At 41.0% G+C, this 19,852-nt stretch carries 18 protein-coding genes; 15 read left to right on the forward strand and 3 right to left on the reverse strand.

Annotation, left to right across the window (positions count from 1 at the left end):
• The first annotated feature begins 5 nt into the window (after positions 1–5).
• Positions 6–572: a rhomboid family intramembrane serine protease gene (locus DD649_RS00990; RefSeq protein ID WP_294101578.1), complete on the forward strand. Its 567-nt coding sequence runs from the start codon at positions 6–8 to the stop codon at positions 570–572.
• On the opposite strand, the gene DD649_RS00995 is transcribed toward DD649_RS00990, so the two are convergent.
• The gene (locus tag DD649_RS00995) at positions 556–1,218 is read right to left on the reverse strand and encodes a metalloregulator ArsR/SmtB family transcription factor (protein ID WP_294101581.1); all 663 of its coding nucleotides are present in this window, start codon (positions 1,216–1,218) and stop codon (positions 556–558) included. The genes DD649_RS00990 and DD649_RS00995 overlap by 17 nt on opposite strands.
• A 73-nt stretch (positions 1,219–1,291) precedes the next feature.
• Between DD649_RS00995 and DD649_RS01000 the strand changes: the two genes are divergently transcribed.
• From DD649_RS01000 to DD649_RS01035, 8 genes are all read left to right on the forward strand, one after another.
• On the forward strand, positions 1,292–2,701 hold the full coding sequence (locus DD649_RS01000) for an MFS transporter (protein ID WP_294101584.1): 1,410 nt from the start codon (positions 1,292–1,294) through the stop codon (positions 2,699–2,701).
• Between the two features lie 234 nt (positions 2,702–2,935).
• A complete protein-coding gene (locus DD649_RS01005) occupies positions 2,936–5,086 on the forward strand; it encodes a TonB-dependent receptor (RefSeq protein ID WP_294101587.1) in 2,151 nt (716 codons plus the stop codon).
• A gap of 2 nt (positions 5,087–5,088) precedes the next feature.
• Positions 5,089–5,922 carry an ABC transporter substrate-binding protein gene (locus DD649_RS01010; RefSeq protein ID WP_336428686.1) on the forward strand — a complete coding sequence of 278 codons (834 nt, stop codon included), beginning with the start codon at positions 5,089–5,091 and terminating at the stop codon, positions 5,920–5,922.
• A gap of 12 nt (positions 5,923–5,934) precedes the next feature.
• Entirely contained in the window at positions 5,935–7,269 is a 1,335-nt protein-coding gene (gene hutW, locus DD649_RS01015) for a heme anaerobic degradation radical SAM methyltransferase ChuW/HutW (protein ID WP_294101592.1), read from the forward strand.
• Positions 7,270–7,280: 11 nt separating this feature from the next.
• Positions 7,281–7,796, forward strand: a complete 516-nt coding sequence (gene hutX, locus DD649_RS01020; protein ID WP_336428657.1) for a heme utilization cystosolic carrier protein HutX — start codon at positions 7,281–7,283, stop codon at positions 7,794–7,796.
• Positions 7,793–8,416, forward strand: a complete 624-nt coding sequence (locus DD649_RS01025; RefSeq protein ID WP_294101595.1) for an SDR family oxidoreductase — start codon at positions 7,793–7,795, stop codon at positions 8,414–8,416. The genes hutX and DD649_RS01025 overlap by 4 nt, the downstream gene beginning before the upstream one ends.
• Positions 8,417–8,472: 56 nt before the next feature.
• The gene (locus tag DD649_RS01030) at positions 8,473–9,459 is read left to right on the forward strand and encodes an iron ABC transporter permease (protein ID WP_294101598.1); all 987 of its coding nucleotides are present in this window, start codon (positions 8,473–8,475) and stop codon (positions 9,457–9,459) included.
• Complete coding sequence (locus DD649_RS01035; protein ID WP_294101601.1) at positions 9,459–10,244, forward strand: heme ABC transporter ATP-binding protein; 786 nt, start codon at positions 9,459–9,461, stop codon at positions 10,242–10,244. Before DD649_RS01030 ends, DD649_RS01035 begins: the two co-directional genes overlap by 1 nt.
• A gap of 39 nt (positions 10,245–10,283) precedes the next feature.
• Here the strand turns inward: DD649_RS01035 and DD649_RS01040 are convergent, their stop codons facing one another.
• A complete protein-coding gene (locus DD649_RS01040) occupies positions 10,284–11,783 on the reverse strand; it encodes an MFS transporter (protein WP_294101604.1) in 1,500 nt (499 codons plus the stop codon).
• 94 nt (positions 11,784–11,877) lie between these two features.
• Here DD649_RS01040 and DD649_RS01045 point away from each other — a divergent pair, with 94 nt between their 5' ends.
• The 6 genes from DD649_RS01045 (at position 11,878) to DD649_RS01070 (ending at position 18,535) form a co-directional block, all read left to right on the forward strand.
• The gene (locus tag DD649_RS01045) at positions 11,878–12,417 is read left to right on the forward strand and encodes a TetR/AcrR family transcriptional regulator (RefSeq protein ID WP_294101609.1); all 540 of its coding nucleotides are present in this window, start codon (positions 11,878–11,880) and stop codon (positions 12,415–12,417) included.
• A 108-nt stretch (positions 12,418–12,525) separates the two neighbouring features.
• The gene (locus tag DD649_RS01050; protein ID WP_294101614.1) at positions 12,526–13,368 is read left to right on the forward strand and encodes an AraC family transcriptional regulator; all 843 of its coding nucleotides are present in this window, start codon (positions 12,526–12,528) and stop codon (positions 13,366–13,368) included.
• Between the two features lie 150 nt (positions 13,369–13,518).
• The gene (locus tag DD649_RS01055; protein WP_294101617.1) at positions 13,519–15,663 is read left to right on the forward strand and encodes a TonB-dependent siderophore receptor; all 2,145 of its coding nucleotides are present in this window, start codon (positions 13,519–13,521) and stop codon (positions 15,661–15,663) included.
• Between the two features lie 5 nt (positions 15,664–15,668).
• The gene (locus tag DD649_RS01060; protein ID WP_294101619.1) at positions 15,669–16,556 is read left to right on the forward strand and encodes a PepSY-associated TM helix domain-containing protein; all 888 of its coding nucleotides are present in this window, start codon (positions 15,669–15,671) and stop codon (positions 16,554–16,556) included.
• Positions 16,556–17,671, forward strand: coding sequence for an ABC transporter substrate-binding protein (locus tag DD649_RS01065; protein WP_294101624.1), 1,116 nt, complete (start codon positions 16,556–16,558; stop codon positions 17,669–17,671). The genes DD649_RS01060 and DD649_RS01065 overlap by 1 nt, the downstream gene beginning before the upstream one ends.
• A gap of 204 nt (positions 17,672–17,875) precedes the next feature.
• Positions 17,876–18,535: a GntR family transcriptional regulator gene (locus DD649_RS01070; protein ID WP_294101627.1), complete on the forward strand. Its 660-nt coding sequence runs from the start codon at positions 17,876–17,878 to the stop codon at positions 18,533–18,535.
• A gap of 26 nt (positions 18,536–18,561) precedes the next feature.
• Here the strand turns inward: DD649_RS01070 and DD649_RS01075 are convergent, their stop codons facing one another.
• Entirely contained in the window at positions 18,562–19,668 is a 1,107-nt protein-coding gene (locus DD649_RS01075) for a hypothetical protein (protein ID WP_294101630.1), read from the reverse strand.
• Positions 19,669–19,852 lie beyond the last annotated feature (184 nt).

The raw sequence follows: 19,852 nt of genomic DNA on the forward strand, positions 1-19,852 counted from the left end.
ATAAAATGAAACTTTGGCTAAACCCACGGATTAAGTTACTAATCATATTAGTGGGTTTACTCATGGTTATTCAGTTAGTTAATAGTCTTACGGGAGGTGGATTAATTCACTTAGGTATTATTCCTCGTACCATTAATGGATTAATAGGTATTCCCTTAGCCCCTTTTATTCATGGTAGTTGGGGGCATTTACTCAGTAATCTCCCCCCTTTAATCATACTAAGTACATTGCTACTTCATCGTGCTATCAAAGAGTACATCCAAGCCTCATTATTTATCATTATCACTTGTGGTCTTGCTGTTTGGCTTATCGGTCGGGATGCCATACACGTTGGTGCCAGTGGTTGGATTTTTGGCTTATGGGGATTATTAATCGCCCAAGGTTTTTTCCGCCGCCGTTTATCCGATATCATCATCGCCTTATTAGTGCTTTTTTATTTTGGCGCGATGGCGGCTGGATTATTACCCGTTCATCAATATATTTCGACAGAATCCCACATTACTGGCGCGCTATCTGGTGTGCTATACGCCTGGCTACTGAAAAAACGTCAGAAAATTAATTCTTCAATTTAACCCGATAAACACAGCGCCCTGCGCCATCAAGTAAATATTGCTCACGCTCGACAGTTGCATCATGACCTAAAACATCACGAAATAATGCCAATTCTGAACGACAAAAATTTTGACAAGCTGTTGCCGCTGCACAAATCGGGCAATGGTTCTCAATAAATAACCAGCTATCGTCTTCTTTTTCAACTCTGACCATATAGCCTTCTTCACTACGAACATCCGCTAATGCATTCAATCGCTCAATAAAAGGCAAATTATCACAACGCGCTAAATACTTAGTTCGGCTTTCCTCTTCCCGTTGGCTAATGAGTTTCTCCAACCCTTCGTCACCAAAAATAGTACGAACAGAATCAATAAGCTGTAGAGCTAATTGTGCATGTGTATCTGGAAAACGTTGGTGCCCTTGCTCAGTCAACACCCAATTTTGTCTTGGCCTACCCGCTCCACTTTGTGATGCGCATTGAACACCCTCAACCAAACCCAATGAAGTCAGCTTTTGAATATGTTGTCTTGCCGCCTCACCCGTCATGTCTAAATCTTTCGCAATCACTGCCGTTGATATCGGTCCTTTTGTCTTTATGCAAAAAAGTACCTTATCAACAGCCTGAGTTAGATTTAGATTATCAAAGTAATTACTTGCATTAATCATTATGTCACTCTAATATCCAAGTCGATACTTGGATATTACCTTTTTTCTAACCACATAGTCCAGCAGGTCTTCTATGAGCAATGATCCTTCTACCCAACCACAAGCTAGATGGGCTGATTTACTTAGCGGCACCAATGCGTTACTGACAATCGCTCTCACCGGTGGTGTTGCACTACATGCAATTAATATTTACATCGTCACCACAATCTTACCCAGTGTTGTCAATGATATTGGTGGACTCGAATATTATGCGTGGAATACCACCGTATTTGTTGCTACCTCGATTGTTGGGTCGGCACTTTCGAGTAAAGTGCTTGATAGCCTAGGACCTAAGTTTGCGTATTTAACCGCATTAATTCTATTTTCACTTGGCTCAATTTGGTGCGCAGCATCACCTTCAATGCTAACTTTACTCGGTGGACGAGCACTTCAAGGATTTGGTGGCGGTATTCTATTCGCACTAAGTTATGCGTTGATCCGTGTGGTTTTCACACCTAATTTATGGTCGCGAGCAATGGGAGTTGTTTCCGGTATGTGGGGTATTGCCACCTTATGTGGTCCTGCTATTGGTGGCATTTTCGCTCAAGGTGGTCATTGGCGCTGGGCTTTTTGGGCACTATTACCAGTCGCAGTTTTACTGGCTATTATCGTACTCGGTCAATTACCGGGAAAAAAATCACAGCAGCAACAAAACAACAAAATTCCATTTCTGGCTATCTCATTGCTAGTAGCTTCTGTTTTAGCGATTTCTATTGGTAGTTTGTCCGAAAATCTTATCAATAACCTTGTTGGTTTATTGATCGGTATTGCCATTCTAATCACCATTGTTTTTATTGATGGTAAAAACGGAAAGCGTCTACTTCCGACAGGATCTTACTCTCTAAAAAGCACTCTCGGTGTGTTATTCCTAACAATGACACTACTCGTTGGTGGAATGACAACCGAAATTTATGTACCTTATTTCTTACAAACTATTCATCAATTTTCACCGCTTATCGCAGGCTACCTCACCGCAGTCATGGCAGCCGGTTGGACAATTGGGGCACTATTTAGCGCCAATAAAACAGGTGATATTGTTTTACGTATTCTACGAGCAGGACCGGTCATCATATTTATTTCGCTAATTATTCTTGCGATTTTAACGCCAAATTTAGCACTCGTTAGTTCAATCCCATTATTCATTATTTACTTAATTGCGATGACCGGAGTGGGTTTTGGTATCGGGATTTGTTGGCCTCACCTTGTGCTGCGTGTATTCAATGCAGCCCCAAAAGGTGAAGAAAATCTGGCTTCTTCATCAGTCATTACCATTCAACTGTATGCCACTGCGTTATCGGCCGCACTGGTCGGTGTCGTTGTAAACAACAGTGGATTAATTAGTCCCGGTGGAATTGAAGGTGCGCAACAAGCCTCGATTTGGCTGTTCGCCTTATTTGCAATTTTCCCATTATTTGGTGCGATATTAATCCGAAAAGTAAAATAATTCCCTTGGGCAAGGATGCCCAATAGTATATAAAACCACTTTTCATCCACTTCATAGCTATAGTGAGGCTTATTTTTAATAAGTGACACTCATCACGAAAAAAAAGCCCACTTTAAAAGCTTACTTGATACAAATCAAAGATGCAGATGATTTGCAACTTTAATGATTGACCATTAACCAACCTTTAATTATAAATCGGAATGATACGAATTATCATTCTCATAAAGGATAGTTATGCAAACGGTCATTAGAGGAAAATGGTTACTCTCAACATTAGCGCTATTTGTCAGCCAAACGGTTATTGCCGCACAGGCACCACCAGCAAAAATTAATAGTGATGCTAATGACACAATTGTGGTTACCTCTAATCGTGGTGAAACCAGTTTATGGAATAGCCCTACAACTATCCAAGTAATTGATAAACAAACACTCGATAACTCTACAAGCCCCGCTTTAGCTGATGATTTACAAGATATTCCAGGCGTTGAGATCACAGATTCCGCATTAGCAGGACGCAAACAAATTCGTATTCGAGGGGAAGCCTCTTCTCGTGTATTAATCTTGATTGATGGACAAGAAGTCACCTATCAGCGTGCAGGGCAAGACTACGGTGCAGGTTTACTAATTGATGAGTCTTCTTTAGAACGAATCGAAGTGGTCAAAGGCCCTTATTCGGTACTTTATGGCTCACGAGCAATTGGCGGTATAGTCAATTTCATTACCAAAAAAGGGGGAGATAAACCCTTTGGCGGCACACTCAAAGCAGTATATAGCTCGGTAACTGCGGGTTGGCAAGAGTCAGCCGCGGCTTGGGGAAGCATTGAAAATTTTGATTATCGTCTCAATGGCAGCTATTCAGATCAAGGCAATCGTGATACCCCTGACGGCCGCCTTAATAACACTAATTACCGCAATAACAGCCAAGGTATGTGGCTAGGTTATACCTTGGATAAACACAAATTCGGTTTATCGTTAGACAGATATAAGTTATCAACCCAAACTTGGCACAATGACCCATCTTATGAACACTTTAGCGTTAAAATCCCTGATCTAACTCGAGAAAAAATCGGGGTGTTTTATGATTATAACCTTGATGGGCAGTATCTAAAGAATTTTCATTTTGATGCCTACGAGCAAACTATCGAACGTGATTTTGCTAATAAAGTCGCGGTAAATACTCCATCAGGCAGTCCAATGATTGGTAATTTGCGGGTTGCTAACCAAACACAATCCAACGATAAGCAATATACCCAAGGAATTATCTTACAATCTAACTTAACGCTTCCCGCCAACAATGAACTCGTGTTAGGCGCACAATATCAGCGAGATCGCGTTAAACAAACATCCGACAGTAATACAACATCAAACAGTACAACGGGTTTTCCATCGGCTGTTAACTATACCAAAGAGACTCAAAGCCATAACCGTACCGAGCAATCAAATTGGTCGTTATTTGCCCAAAATGAATTTACCTTTGCCGATAACTGGACTTGGAGCCTAGGCGCTCGCCAGTATTGGCTAACATCTGAACTCAAAAGCGGCTCTGAAAATACCCATCACTCAAAAACCGGTGATAGCTATCGTGATTTAGGCCAAGCCAAAACTCATGATAATCAATTTATCACCTCCAGTAGCTTGCGTTATTCGGGTTTTGAAAACACAGAGTTACGCCTAGCTTTTGCTCAAGGCTATGTATTCCCAACACTTAGCCAGCAATTTATGCAAACCTCAGCGGGTGGTGGCATCAATTATGGCAATGCAGACCTAAAGGCTGAACGTTCAAATAACTACGAAATTGGCGCCCGCTACCAAGGCAACCAATGGTACGTCGACAGTGCTGTCTATTATTCCGAAGCGAAAGATTATATAGCCTCCGTCGCATGTGCTGGGCAATCCATTTGTAACGGAAATAGCAATTCCTCTCGCACCGGTTATTACTACTATGACAATGTTGACCGCGCTAAAACCTATGGCCTTGAGCTATCAGGGGAGTATCAAGGTTGGGAAATCAGACCATATGTCATCGGTAACTATATTCGCCGTCAATACGATGGTGCGACGATTAAAACATGGGATACCGGCGAACCGACCTTAAACGGACGTATCGGTGCGAAAAACACCTTATTATTCAATCAAATGAACCTAACATCTGATCTCTTTGTACGTGCAGCATCTCAGGCAAAAGACAACACTGGCGATAAACCACTAAATTCAGCGGGATGGGCGACACTCAATCTGGCTTTCAATGCGGAATTTGGTCAAGAAGACCAATATCAAGTCAATTTATCACTCAATAATTTGACCAATAAAAAGTATCAAACAGCCCATGAATCCATTCCTGCTGCGGGCTTTAATGCTGCAACTGGCTTTGTATGGAAATTTTAATGATGAAAAAAATCGTAATCGGCCTGTTAGCATTAAGCTGCTCATTCTTCATTCAAGCTAAAGAACGTATCGTTATCGCAGGAGGTTCAATTAGCGAACTAGTCTATGCGCTCGGTGCTGGTGAGCAAGTTATTGCGGTTGATGAAACTACAACATGGCCCCCTGAAACAAAAGATTTACCGCACATTGGCTATTGGAAACAACTGAGCGCAGAAGGCATTTTATCTCTAAAACCAACGCTGTTTATCACTTGGCAGGATGCTGGCCCACAGATTATTTTTGAGCAATTAAAGCCACAAAAGCTTCAAGTTCTGACATTACCGCGAATTCCAGCAACGGTTGAACAGATGTACAGCAATATAGAATCACTCGCACAAACACTGCAACGCCCTGATAACGGTAAAAAACTAGTTAATAACCTGCGTGATCGCTTAGCTGTCATCGCACAAAAAAACGCAACCAAAGCTAAGCCTGTCGAGGTGTTATTCATCTTATCCGCAGGAAGTAGCGCACCTCAAGTCGCAGGGCAAGGTAGCGTTGCCGATACTATTTTAACCTTAGCAGGAGCAAATAACCTCGCGAAGCATCAACAGTACAAAAGTTATAGTGCCGAAGCAATTATTGCAGCAAATCCTGACGTCATAATTGTTACCACACAAATGGTTGATGGGGATATCCAGAAACTTAGCCATATTCCGGGGATCACTCGAACAGCGGCATGGAAAAACAAACGCATTATCGCCATTGATCAAGCCCTTATCTTAGGCATGGGACCACGTATTGCCGATGCAGTGGAACAATTACATCAACAAATGTGGCCTAATACTGACCAATAGTGAGCAATTATTATGAAACCTGAACTCAATTTAGCCCCTCATTACGCACTAGACGGTCATCAACCTTTTAAAGACCGACACGCAACTATGCCATGGCGCAGCGCGATGCCGATTAGTCCCGATAAACGTGAACAAACATGGCAAAAATTAATCACCTCAACGACAGCGGCTCGTAAGCGATTAGTCTATTTACATATCCCTTTTTGTGCCACCCACTGTACTTTTTGTGGGTTTTATCAAAACCGTGATGACGCAGACCAAAGCCATCACTATACCGATATGCTATTACGTGAAATTGAAGCCGAGGCCGATAGCCAGTTACATCAATCGGCACCCATTCATGCAGTTTACTTTGGTGGTGGTACGCCATCAGCACTGAGCGCCTATGATCTCTCGCGTATTATTACAACGCTTAGACGCCGCTTACCCCTTGCTCCTGACTGCGAAATTACTATCGAGGGACGTGTTTTAAATTTTGACGACCAGCGCATCGACGCATGTTTGGATGCTGGGGCCAATCGTTTTTCAATTGGAATTCAATCTTTTAACAGTAGAATTCGTAAAAAAATGGCGCGCACCTCAACAGGTGAAGAAGCCAGAATCTTTATGGAAAAATTGTGCCGCCGTGACAATGCCGCCGTTGTATGCGATTTATTATTTGGTTTACCAGAACAAGATGCCAAACTTTGGGGGGAAGATCTGGAAATTGCTCGAGATATCGGCCTAGATGGTGTCGATTTATACGCATTGAACCTTATTCCCAATACACCACTGGGTAAAGCCGTTGAAAATGGCCGAACAACCATTCCATCCCCCGCTGAACGTCGCGATCTCTATCTACAAGGTTGTGATTTTATGGATAAAGAAGGTTGGCATTGCATCAGCAATAGCCATTGGGCGCGCACAACCCGAGAACGAAATCTGTATAACTTATTGATTAAACAAGGCGCTGATTGTCTGGCTTTTGGCTCAGGAGCTGGCGGCTCAGTCGACGGCTATTCATGGATGGGGGAACGTAGCTTAGAAGCTTACTATAACGCCATTGATGCAGGCAAAAAGCCGTTAATGATGATGATGCAAACGACAGACCCACAATATCAATGGCGTCATCAGTTGCAGGCCGGAATTGAAACGGCGCGTGTCACTCTTGATAAATTTACCCCCCATGCACAACAACTCGCCCCGTTATTACAACAATGGTACCAAGCAGGGCTGACCTTAGATGCCTCTAGCTGCCTTCGACTAACCAATGAAGGGCGTTTCTGGGCGAGCAATATTTTACAGTCTCTCCAAGAGCTGATTACCGAACTTAATTTACCGCAACCTACTGCTGAGCAAATAATTTAAAGGAGCCTTTAATGAGCAATGTTTCTTTGTCTGACTTTTTGAAAACTGAACCGGATGGTACGTTAGAAGCTATCGCAAAACAGTATGATACAACGTTATTTGAAGTCGTTAAAAACCTTCCGACCCATGCATTAACCGAGGGTGAGTCTTTTGATTTGGTTTGGGATAGTGTACAAGAATGGGGAAATGTCACGACCTTAGTGCATACTAATGATGTGATTTTAGAGTTCTCAGGTGAACTCCCTTCTGGTTTTCATCGCCATGGCTACTTTAACTTACGCGGTAAAAAGGGCATGACAGGTCATATCAAAGCTGAAAATTGCACACATATCGCGCTGGTTGAACGTAAGTTTATGGGGATGGATACTGCCTCAATCTTGTTTTTTAACCAATCAGGCAACGCTATGTTCAAAATATTTTTAGGCCGTGATGATCATCGCCAACTACTCCCAGAACAACTAAATGCTTTTCGCTCTCTAGCACAAAGATTTATTGAAAAAACACAACTCACTGAGGCGACGGAATGAACCCATGGCTCATTTTTGGGGCTGGAGGAAAAGGTATTGGTGCAATGACAGCCAATCTGGCCTTATCGCAACAACGCCCTGTTATTGCTCTAGTCCGAAATCAACAAGCCGCAGATAGACTAACAGCTCTGGGGGCTACAGTATTTATCGGTGACGCTTGCGATGCTTCAATTGTCGCAGCCGCTTGTGAAGCAGCAGGAACAAACGCCACCATTATTTCCACCATGGGAGGCTCACAAGATTACTTAGCTCATCGCACGGTAATTGACTGCGCTCAACAGGCTAATATATCGCGTATGATCTTAGTCACTTCATTAGGATGCGGTGATTCATGGCAATATTTGTCACCGCGCGCTCGCGCTGCATTTGGTCAAGCCGTTCGAGAAAAATCATTAGCTGAATCATGGCTACAAACCAGTTTACTTGATTTCGCCATTTTGCGTCCAGGTGGACTGCTCAACGGCAAAGCCACAGGTCAAGCAATACGCGAACAAGACAAGGAAGCGCACGGCTTTGTGATGCGAGAAGATGTTGCTGCACATATTAATCAATTAGATTTAGAACCATCCCTTAAACAACAAATTTACAGCCTGATCCAGCCGGGGTTAACTCCAGCTTAAAAACATTGCGGTCACCCTAAAAAGTGCCCGCATTATTTTGATTGAGATAATGGAATATGCGCGATTTACGGTCGTCACCACATGTACTAATAACCCTTCTTGTTGCTTTGGCTATTTTAACATTTTTTGCTTCAGGACAAGGCGCTATCAAGCTTACCTTTTCATCATTACAAGATGAGCAATATCTTGATATATGGTTAAATATTCGACTGCCCCGCGTATTGCTCGCGGTTTTAGTGGGTGGCGCACTCGCAACGTCTGGTGTCATCATGCAGGGTTTATTTAGAAACCCAATGGCCGACCCTGCGCTACTTGGAGTCAGTAGTGGTTCCGCTTTAATGGTTGGCATTGCAATCGTATTTCCGTTTTCTTTTCCTGCTATTTTGCTGCTATATGAACAAATGATTTATGCCATCGCAGGTAGCTTAGTCATTTGTACTATTATTTATCTCATCAGTCGTCGCCATTCATCAGGCGGAGTGATGCAATTATTACTTGCAGGTATCGCCATCAATGCACTGTGTGGCGCAGCGATTGGCGTACTCAGTTATATTGGTGATGAACAACAATTGCGTCAGCTCACTCTTTGGATGATGGGCAATTTGGGGCAAGCCCAATGGCCAACATTACTCGTTTGTGCCTCATTTATTTTTCCTGCCATTATTGCAGCAAACTATCTGAGCAAATCTCTTAATTTACTGCAATTGGGTGATGAGGAAGCGCATTACCTTGGCGTAAACGTCCGTCGAACTCGTCAGCAATTATTATTAATAAGCTCACTACTTGTTGGCGCTTCAGTTGCCGTGAGTGGAGTGATTGGCTTTGTTGGTTTAGTGATTCCTCATCTAGTGCGGATGACCATCGGTGCCGATCATCGCTGGCTACTGCCTTGTTCTACCCTCGCAGGCGCTTGTTTATTATTAGGTGCGGATACTCTCGCAAGAACATTAGTGCAACCCGCAGAAATGCCTGTTGGCTTACTCACCAGCCTTATTGGTGGTCCTTATTTTCTGTGGTTAATTTTACGCATACGGAAAAAATAATGATTGAGGCAAAAAACTTAAACTACCGTGCAGGCGGCCGGTTAATCACCAATAATGTCTCGCTCACGTTACCGGGAAATGAAATTGTCGCAATACTGGGTCCTAATGGTGCGGGGAAATCCACGTTACTGCGTCAGCTAACGGGTTATCTACCTTCGGATTCAGGGAGTTGTTCTTTATTAGGAAAACAACTCGGAGAATGGAAACCCGATGCACTCGCTCGTGTTCGAGCCGTCATGCAGCAAAATAGCCATATGGCTTTTTCATTTCGGGTTCATGAAATTGTGCGAATGGGGTGCCATCCTTATGCATCATCAGGTCATCTATCGTTAAACAATGCTGACGATACACAACATATTATGGCACTTTGTGATTGCGAAGACTTAGCCCAACGAGATTATATGAGTCTGTCAGGTGGGGAGCAGCAACGTGTTCAGCTTGCGCGTTTACTCGCCCAACTCTGGGAACCAGTCCCTTCACCAAAATGGCTATTTCTTGATGAGCCGACTTCTGCCCTTGATATTCATCACCAACAACATCTTTTTAGACTATTGCGACATCTAGTCGAGACCCGTGAATTAAATGTTTGTTGTGTATTACATGATTTGAATCTTGCTGCACGTTTTGCCAATAGAATAATACTCATGGAAAAAGGGGCAATTGTGGCAAATGGATTACCCTGCGACATCCTAACAAAACCCATGCTAAGCGACATTTATCAAGCCGATATATCAGTGTTACCTGATCCTAACCATGCAGTTCCTCTTATCACACTCAATCCGTAATTTTTAAATAGGGGGAGCTAAATTATCCCCCCAAATAAATTAACGGACTGTAGAGGCTGATTTTTGACGAAAAAGTGTCGGAATGAAAATTAAACTGACAATGATAACGACCGCAGTTGCCACCATAACGCCCCCAAAGGCCTGATCAAATGCAATATTAGCCTGATTAATCAATATGCTAGAACTATCTTTAGGTAATTTCTCCGCAACAATTAAAGCTTCGTCAATACTGTCATAAACTTTATCAGAAACATTTAGGCTTTCGGGTAGCGAAAGTTTTAGTGTGTAAATCGCACTCATCACGCCACCCATAAAGGTCACTCCGAGCACACTACCTAATTCATAGGCAACGCCTTCAATCGATGCAGCCATACCTGTTTTTTCATCGGGCGCACTTAACATCACTGTCGTTGATGCTGTTGTAAAAATCATGCCTAATCCAAAACCAATGAAAAACAAGAATATTATTAACAAAATACCGGTGGTGTTTTGATAAACAAAAGCTAAGCCAATCACACCCAGTAGGGTTAAAGAGAAGCCTAAAATAGTCAGCCAACGTTCGCCGATTTTATGTAAAAACACGCCAGCCAAGGGTGATGCGAGTACGGATGCAATTGGAATTGGAATAATATATAAGGCAGCTTCAAGCGGTGAATACCCTAAAACTAGCTGTAATCTCTGGCTTAGTAATAATTCAACACCAACAATAATCACCACAGATAGTATCGCCATGATAATCCCCGCACTAAATCTTGGGTTTCCCAAAAGAGCAAAATCAATCATGGGTGATTCAGACATCATTTGCCGACGACTAAAAATAGCCAAAAAGAAGACACCGACAACACCAGAAACTATCACCGTTAACCAATCTGTATAAGGTTTACCTAGCTCTTTTAATGCATAGATAGAGCTGATTAAACCGATCAGTACAAGTATCGAGCCAATATAATCAACTTTTTTCTGGCTAGCTTCTCCACACTTAGGGATTAAGTAATAAGCAAATGGTAGCACCAGCAAAACCACGGGGACATTAATTAAAAATACCGAACCCCACCAAAAATGACTCAGTAATGCACCGCCCACTAACGGCCCGATTGCAGCGCCACCCGATGCTACCGCAGACCAAATACCTATCGCCAATGCTCTTTCTTTCGGATCTAAAAAAACGTGGCGAACAATCGCCAATGTTGCCGGCATACTGACTGCCGCACCGACAGCCAAAAATCCTCTAGATAAAATTAGGCTCATCGCTGTTGGTGAAAATGCCGCGCACAGTGAGGCCAGTGCAAAAAGAGGCAATCCCATTAAAAACATTCGCTTATGGCCAATTTTATCGCTTAACATACCCGCAGCAGGTAATAGCCCTGCTACCACCAGTGGATAAGCATTCATGATCCATAATTTTTCTGATGAGGTTGCGCCTAAATCATGCGTTAATTTAGGTAGCGCGGTGTATAGCACCGTGACATCAATAACAATAAGAAATAGGACACTTGAAATTAAAAGTAAAACAATCCAACGTTTATAATCTGCTAACATACAATCATCTCAGTAAGTTTTTTCGACCGCCATTTAGTGGTGATCGTGCTACAATATAAATCCATACGAGCGTATTGAAAAGAGGTTTTTCTAAATGGGACGTCAACGAACTATCGACAGAGAAAAGTTATTAGATGCGGCAGAGGAGATAGTTATCACTCAAGGCGCAGCCGCACTGACTATCGATGCCGTTGCTAAAGCGATGGAAATATCTAAAGGTGGCGTCCAATATTGTTTTGGCAACAAAGAAGCTTTGATTGATGCCATGTTCGAACGTTGGGGGCAGTCTTATGATGAAATATTTAACCGTGAAACCTCGCAAGATAACTCGCCAGAAAATAGAGTGAATGCCCATCGATTAGCCATTTATCAACATGATCAAATTGCCATAGCCAAAGGTGCCGCCTTGATGGCAGGCTTACTACAAATCCCTGAATACCTTGAAAGTACCCGTCAATGGTATCGTGAACGCATTGCTAATTTAGACACCTCCACAGAAAAAGGTAAGCGAGCAAGACTAATGTTTCTTGCCACCGAAGGTGCCTTTATGCTGCGTTATTTTGGTTTAATGGACATTAATGAAAGTGAATGGCAATCAATGTTTAATGATATGGCTAGTTTATTAAAAAAATAAAATTATTATTTTTTATGATATCAAAAAAGCTACATTTTAATTTACTTATAATGATAATGATTATCAGTTAATATAAATCATTCACTAAAGGAGAAAAGGCGACATCTAATGCATAACGGCCAAATGACAACACTCTTACCTGATATGGGTTCTTTCTTTTTAAGGGGGAAAATGACACCGGAAGCAGGAAAGTGGAGTAGTGAACCCTTATGGAAAGGTGTAAAACTTATTCTAATGATGAATGGCGAACTGGAATGCCAACCTGACAATAAAAAAACAGTTTCGCTTTCAGGAGCATCATTATGTGTGATTGCCAATAAACATGATCAAGAAAGTCAGCAACGATTTTTACATGCTGAGGATATTCGCTATGTTTCCGTTTGCTTATCAGAAAATTTACTCGATTCCTTTAATATCAATCAACCCGAACTTTTAGCAACGGCGAGTATAAAAGGTCCACAACTACTGGCAAAAAATGCAGGGACAGTTTTAACAGCCCTTGGTAATCAAATTCTAAATTGTCCCCTCAGTGGAGCTCTCGGTGATATGTACCTAACAGGTAAGGTACTTGAACTGTGCGCTTATTCTTTCGAACATATTCAACAAAATAGCCAATTAACTCATCACCCTAAGTTAACAAGCCACGATATTAATCGCCTAAATGAAATCAAAGCATTTATTTTAACTAATTTAGCGCAACCCCCCAGCTTATACCAGCTCAGCCGTGAATCAGGTTTAAATATCCGTAAACTTAATTTTGGTTTTAAACAACTTTTTGGCACATCAATCACCCCTTTTATTCAAGAACAACGGTTACAACTTGCTTATCGACTACTATCTACAGGCGCAGAACAAGTTTCCACCATCGCATGGAAAGTCGGTTATTCCCCTGCTCACCTCTCAACCGCATTTCGTAAGCGCTTTGGTTTTTCACCTAAGACACTTTGCTAATCGCTACCTTTATTAATTATTAAATAGAATCAATGAGATATTCATTTCAATAAATAAATAGTCATGATGTAAAAAGTAACGCTTATAAAGTAAAAATGTAAATGAGATACATTCTCGTTTTATGTTTATTGCCTATAGGTTTGCACAACGATGAAAAAACCCTCTTACTCACCTATTTATATTGCGATTATTCCATTAATTTTCTCGCCTTTTGCCTATTCAAACCAAAATACAGAGGCAAAAACTGAAAAAATGATTGTGACCGCTAAACCCACGCAATCACCAACCGGAAAAGTCGACGGATACATCGCAACACGCAGTACCAGTGCGACAAAAACCGATACTGCTCTTATTGAAACGCCTCAAGCAATTAGCGTCATCACGCGAGATGAAATTACAGCTCATAATGCCCAATCGGTTGGCGAAGCACTGCGATATACCTCCGGTGTTTTACAAACAAGCGGCGCAGCCTCATCGCGTTTCGATAGTCTCAGTATTCGCGGTTTTAATGTCTCCAGCACAGGAATGTTGCGAGATGGCTTACGCAGTACAACCGCTCAAGCATGGCCTAAAGTCGAACCTTATGGCCTTGAACGTGTTGATGTTATACGTGGTCCTTCCTCTGTGTTATATGGGCAAAACTCACCCGGCGGTATCGTTAATCAAGTCACAAAACGACCGCTATATCAACCGCTGCATGAAATAGAAGTTCAGGGAGGAAATTTTGATAGGAAACAATTACAAGGCGATTTCAGTGGCCCAATTGATGGCAGTGATAAATATTTTTATCGTCTAACCGGACTTGTTCGTAAAAGTGATACTCAAATAAAACATATTAAAGACGATAAGGTCTATATTGCCCCTGCATTCACTTGGTTACCCAATGATAGCACCACATTTACGTTACTCGCTGACTATAGCCACGATGAATTCGGCGCTCCGCGACCATTCTTACCGTTAAATGGCACACTATTACCTAATCCGAATGGCAAAGTTGACCCTAATGTGTTCCTTGATGAACCCGGATTAACCAACGATAGAACTCAAGCATCCTTAGGTTATCAATTAGATACTGACTTTAATGATGTACTATCAGGACATTCAGGCGCACGTTTTAGCCATACCGATTTAAATACCAATATTGCCCAAGGTCTTTACCTTTCCCCCGATATGAAAACGCTAAATCGAGCCGCTTATTATTTTCGAATAAAAGGCGATGTTTTAAGCTTAGATAACAATTTGCAAGCAAATTGGTGGATAGATAGTATCGAAATGACCTCCCTTGCAGGGTTGGATTATCGCCATACTCGCGAAGATTATATTTTGATGTCCGGTAAAGCCAGTTCTATTGATATTTTTAACCCAAGCTATGGTGGCTCCTACGGTCCGGTTAATAATATGATGTCAAACACCCTGCAAACCAGTGATCAGTTTGGTGCCTACGTACAGCAACAAGCAAAACTGGATAATGGGCTGATTTTTGTTGTGAGCGGTCGTGAAGATTGGTCAAACAGTAAGACCAATAATCGTAAAAATGAAACATCAAGTGAGCAACGAGATAGTAAGTTTACCTATCGTACTGCTGCAATGTATTTAACCGATTTCGGCTTAGCGCCTTATCTCAGTTATTCAACTTCATTTAACCCGCAGCTTGGCGTCAATTTTTATGGTAATTCTTATAAACCTATCACTGCCAAACAAATAGAAGCAGGCGTTAAATATCAGCCTGAAGATGGAAAAACCAATCTCACCTTAACAGTGTTTGAGTTGAAACAGCAAAACATGTTAACAACCGATCCCAATAATAATTTAAATAGCTTACAAATTGGTGAGGTACGTTCGCGAGGTGTTGAATTACAAGGTATTTATTCTCCTATTGATGAACTTAATCTTACCGCCGCCTACACCTATAATAAACTTGAAAATACCAAGACCAATAACCCTGAAGAAAAAGGTCAGCGTCCAACAGGGCTACCAGAACATACCGCTTCTGCATGGGCCGATTATACGTTTTTAAATGGTCAGCTACAGGGCTTGGGCTTTGCAGCAGGTGTACGCTATACCGGCTCTTCTCCTGTCAATAATGATAATAGTATTTCTAACCCATCCAATACGCTCTTTGATGCTGCGGCACATTATGATCTTGGTGGATTAAATTCAAGTTTGAATAACTGGCGCTTAGGGATCAACGTTAATAATGTGACGAATAAACAGTACTATACCAGTTGTTCAATGGGCGGTTGTTCTGTTGGCTATGATAGAAGCGTCATTGCCTCGCTACGTTATCGCTGGTAATCAAAATGGCGTTATTTTTAGCACGTCAATACTGGCTGAAGCTGCATTTATGGTTAGGTTTAGTGGTCGGTTTCTTTATTGCCATTTTGGGTATTTCAGGATCGTTGTTATTACTGAAAAAGCCCATTTTAGAATGGGAAATTGGCACTTCGGTTCTGTATGCCGAGCACCACCAGCAAAATACCCCTTTGTCGCCAGATAATTGGCGACAAAGTGCCAAAAGCGCTTACCCTGAACTGACTCAAATCATGGGGGTAGCGCCTCCAAGCACAGGTTTTATCCCTGCAACAAATGCCATGGTATTTGGTCATGTCTCACATTCAGAAAAACTCGGCATTGCATTTATTGACCCTATTGATGCAAGCGCCAAAGGCTTTGTTGTTTTTGATGATTTGATTTTTTCTAATCTTGTTTCTTTACATCGATTACTGTTGCTGCCACCGAATATAGGCAGTTGGCTAGTCTTCGGTTGCGGCGTGGTATTGGCTCTATCTATCATCACGGGCGTTGTTTTATGGTGGCCTAAAAAAGGGTTTAAACAGCTCTTCTTTGCTCTTACTAATTGGCGTCGAGGATTAAAAAATGGGGCAAAATGGCGTCAATGGCACTACTTTTTAGCTATTTATTTTACCCTCCCGCTGCTATTAATCACCCTAAGCGGAATGATGCTTTCTCGCCCTGATTTATTCACCTCAATAATTCCATCTCAAGAAATAAAACGATTTATTTCCCAACTTCACAGTGAATTAGGTCTTGGGCTGAGCGGAGTAATTGTCGCATTTTTGTCTGGTATTATTTTGCCGCTCCTCTACGTGAGTGGTGTCGTAATTTGGTGGAAAAAAAGACCATCTCAACGCTCAAAAACAATCTCATCAGTAAATAGGAACGCATAATGATGCAATTTAATAACCTAAAATGTCTTTTTTTAGCCGTTATGGCATTTATTTCTTTTACGTCTCAAGCCGTTACTGTCACTGACATAACCGGTCGACAAGTTGAAGTGCCTGAACATGTAAAACGTATCTTATTGGGCGAAGGTCGAATGATTTACCCGTTATCTATTTTAGAAAAAGACGCGCCTTTCGACCGTATTGTTGGCTGGCAGGGCGATTTTCGTGATTTAGATGTCCAAGGTTATGCCGCCTATAAAGCGATTTTTAAACAAATAGATGCAATCCCAGCCGTTGGCGGTGGGTCAGAGGATACTTTTAGTATCGAAAAAGCATTAGCACTACAACCTGATTTAGTTATTCTGCCATTAACAGGTGGCCATGGACCGGGAGCGGGGAGCGAAGCGGCTCGCTTGTTAGAGTCAGCGGGTATTGCGGTTATTCATGTCGATTTTAGCCAACATCCCATCAAAAATACGCAATTAAGTATGAAAATTTTAGGGCAAGCTATTGGGCGAGAGCAACAAGCCAAACAATTTAACGATTATTATCAGCAAAAAATGGATGATGTCATATCACGCATCCCGACCAATGTACCGATGAACAAAAAACCAACAATATTTGTTGATTACCTTCCCGGATTACAAGAATGCTGTGGCTCTCCTGGAAAAGGCAGTATGACAGATATGATTAATCTTGCGGGCGGCATTGGTATTGGCGAAAAAATCCTACCCGGTGCAATAGGGAAATTAAATCCTGAATATATTTTAGGTAGCGAACCCGATGTTTATGTTGCAACAGGCGTTTTTCCTGAAGGAAAACCGGGTGTTACTGTCGGTTATTCAGCGACCAAACAAGCTGCACAATCCAGCTTAAAATTAATTTCAGAACGTAATCCTATTGGTCAGCTAAATGCCGTTAAACAAGGCCGAGTGCATGGTTTATGGCATATTTTCTATGATTCACCTGAAAATATTATTGCATTGCAATCTTTAGCAAAATGGCTCCACCCTGATTTATTTACAGATCTAGACCCAGAAGCAACCAGAAAAGAGATGTATGAACGATTTATGCCAATTCCAGCAACTGGGGTATTTTCTTTAACTTTGGAAAAATAGTAAATTTATCAATATCTACCACGGTGTAATCAGTTTTACGCTGTGGTAGTCATTACCACTATTAGTAAATAGTTAATCATGGTAACTAATTAAATTATCAATCATTTTAGCATCGATACATCACGTATTTAGTTTAATAGCTAAATTGATGATGCTCAGGAACAGTGATATTATATATTTTATTTAATTTCGTAGAGGCAACCTATGTTGCAGCATGAAAGTATCAGTTTTAAAGTGTATGAATTACTCAAACAAGAGATAGTTTCTAATCAATTAGAGCCTGGAGCCCGCCTAATTGTAAGCAATATAAGCAAACGTTTTGGTGTTAGTGGAATACCAGTACGCGAAGCGCTATTTCGTTTAGAAGCAGAAAAATTAATCATTTTAGAACACAATAAAGGATTTAGAGTTGCCGAAAAACCTGACGCACAAGATATCTATAAATGGCAGCAAGCACGCTTATTAATAGAACCCGCGATTGCCGATATTGTCTTAGAAAATATCACAGCATCTGAAATTGCATACCTCCGACAATTAAATATCGATATGCGTACTCACGAATATGGGCCTCACTACGAGCAGTATGTCTATTTTATTAATCTAAATGCTGAATTTCATAAGCAAATTGTAATGGCATCTCGTAATGAGCTAATTATCGAAATGTATAACACTCTCAATTATGGTCCACAAGTTGGAAGATTTCATGAAAACCGTGGAGTACCAGATTTGCAATTATTGTGTAATGAACATGATGAAATTATTGATGCCATAGAAGCAAGAAATGCCGATATATACCGAGAAAAAACAACAGAACATATTATTCTAGGTTTTGATCGACAAATATCATTTGGTAGCGCAGGCTAGCTGCGCATATTCCTTTTTTTATTTTGTTATAACGAAAATACTTGTTCTATTTTTGCGAAAATAACTTCAGGATGACTTCCTAGCTTTAATCCCTCACGAATCACTTTTGAACCTGCATCCTGACGATGAATATAGCCTTGATATTTAGGCCGAACATATGCCGAAGAAACTGTATTGAATGTTGAACTTAAAAAGTTTCCCGTCTGTTTATTAGTATACTCATCACGCCAAGCAGCAATATTCGCAGGCTGTCCTTCATTATCCACAACTAAGTTTTTTTGTACTGATTCAGAAACATAACCCATGATATGCTGAATAAGTTCAGGGGTTGGAGTACACCTTGATGATAATGCTAAGCCTGTCCCCCCCAAAATAGAGCCTCTCAATATAGATTGGCCTGCATGTGGAATATCACAAAAAGTAATCGGCAACGAATGTGATGGATCGGCATAATTAATATAGCCAAATATAGCAGGACAAATATCAATTTTTCCTTTAGCCATCGCATCTAATAAGCCAATAGGATTTAAATCAATTAATGATTTATCTTGCTGTTGATAAATGTTTTGCATTATAGAAAGTGCATGAATAGCTATTTCTTGCTTAATAATCAATCGATTATCTTTAAATAATAAATCACCAAAAGATAAACATATTGAATAAAAAGTTAAAAGGGCATGAGGCCCCCCCAACGATAGAACAATTCGTTGATTACTTTTCTTGCTAAGTAAAATAACATCATCCCATGTAATCGGTGGTGTTTTTGCTATATCCCCCGCTAATGCACAAACTTGAGATGCTGCATCAATAGGTATCGCCCAATGTTGCCCACCATATCGATAACTTTCGTAACTATTCCCAATACTATTTTTTTTCAAAAAATCTAATTGTTCCAATGACAAAAAGCTTTCCAAAGGTAATAAACAATTTTTCTCTACCGCTTCTCCAATACCTGGATTATCAACAATCAAAAGATCATATTTTTCAGCCAGCTCATCAATAGGATGCGATTCAAACCCTTCTAGTTTTTGAATATCCCATTGCACATTAACTAAGTCATCAAGTTGTGCCCAAGCTTGCAACGGTTTATACCCTCTAGGATGATCCCAAGTCAACCCTTTGAAAAAATTCATATATTTCCTCTTCTATTTTATCTTTATCATCATTTACCTAGCCAATCATAACGATCAACAAGAACATAAATCGTGATCAATCTCACGCAACATTAAATATTATATATAATATTGAGAATTTGCAGTTTATGGTAATAGCACGAATAACATCAAACCAAAAATAACTGAGTTAACGAAATGGAGT

The organism is Providencia sp., assembly GCF_003533305.1.
GTDB lineage: Bacteria > Pseudomonadota > Gammaproteobacteria > Enterobacterales > Enterobacteriaceae > Providencia.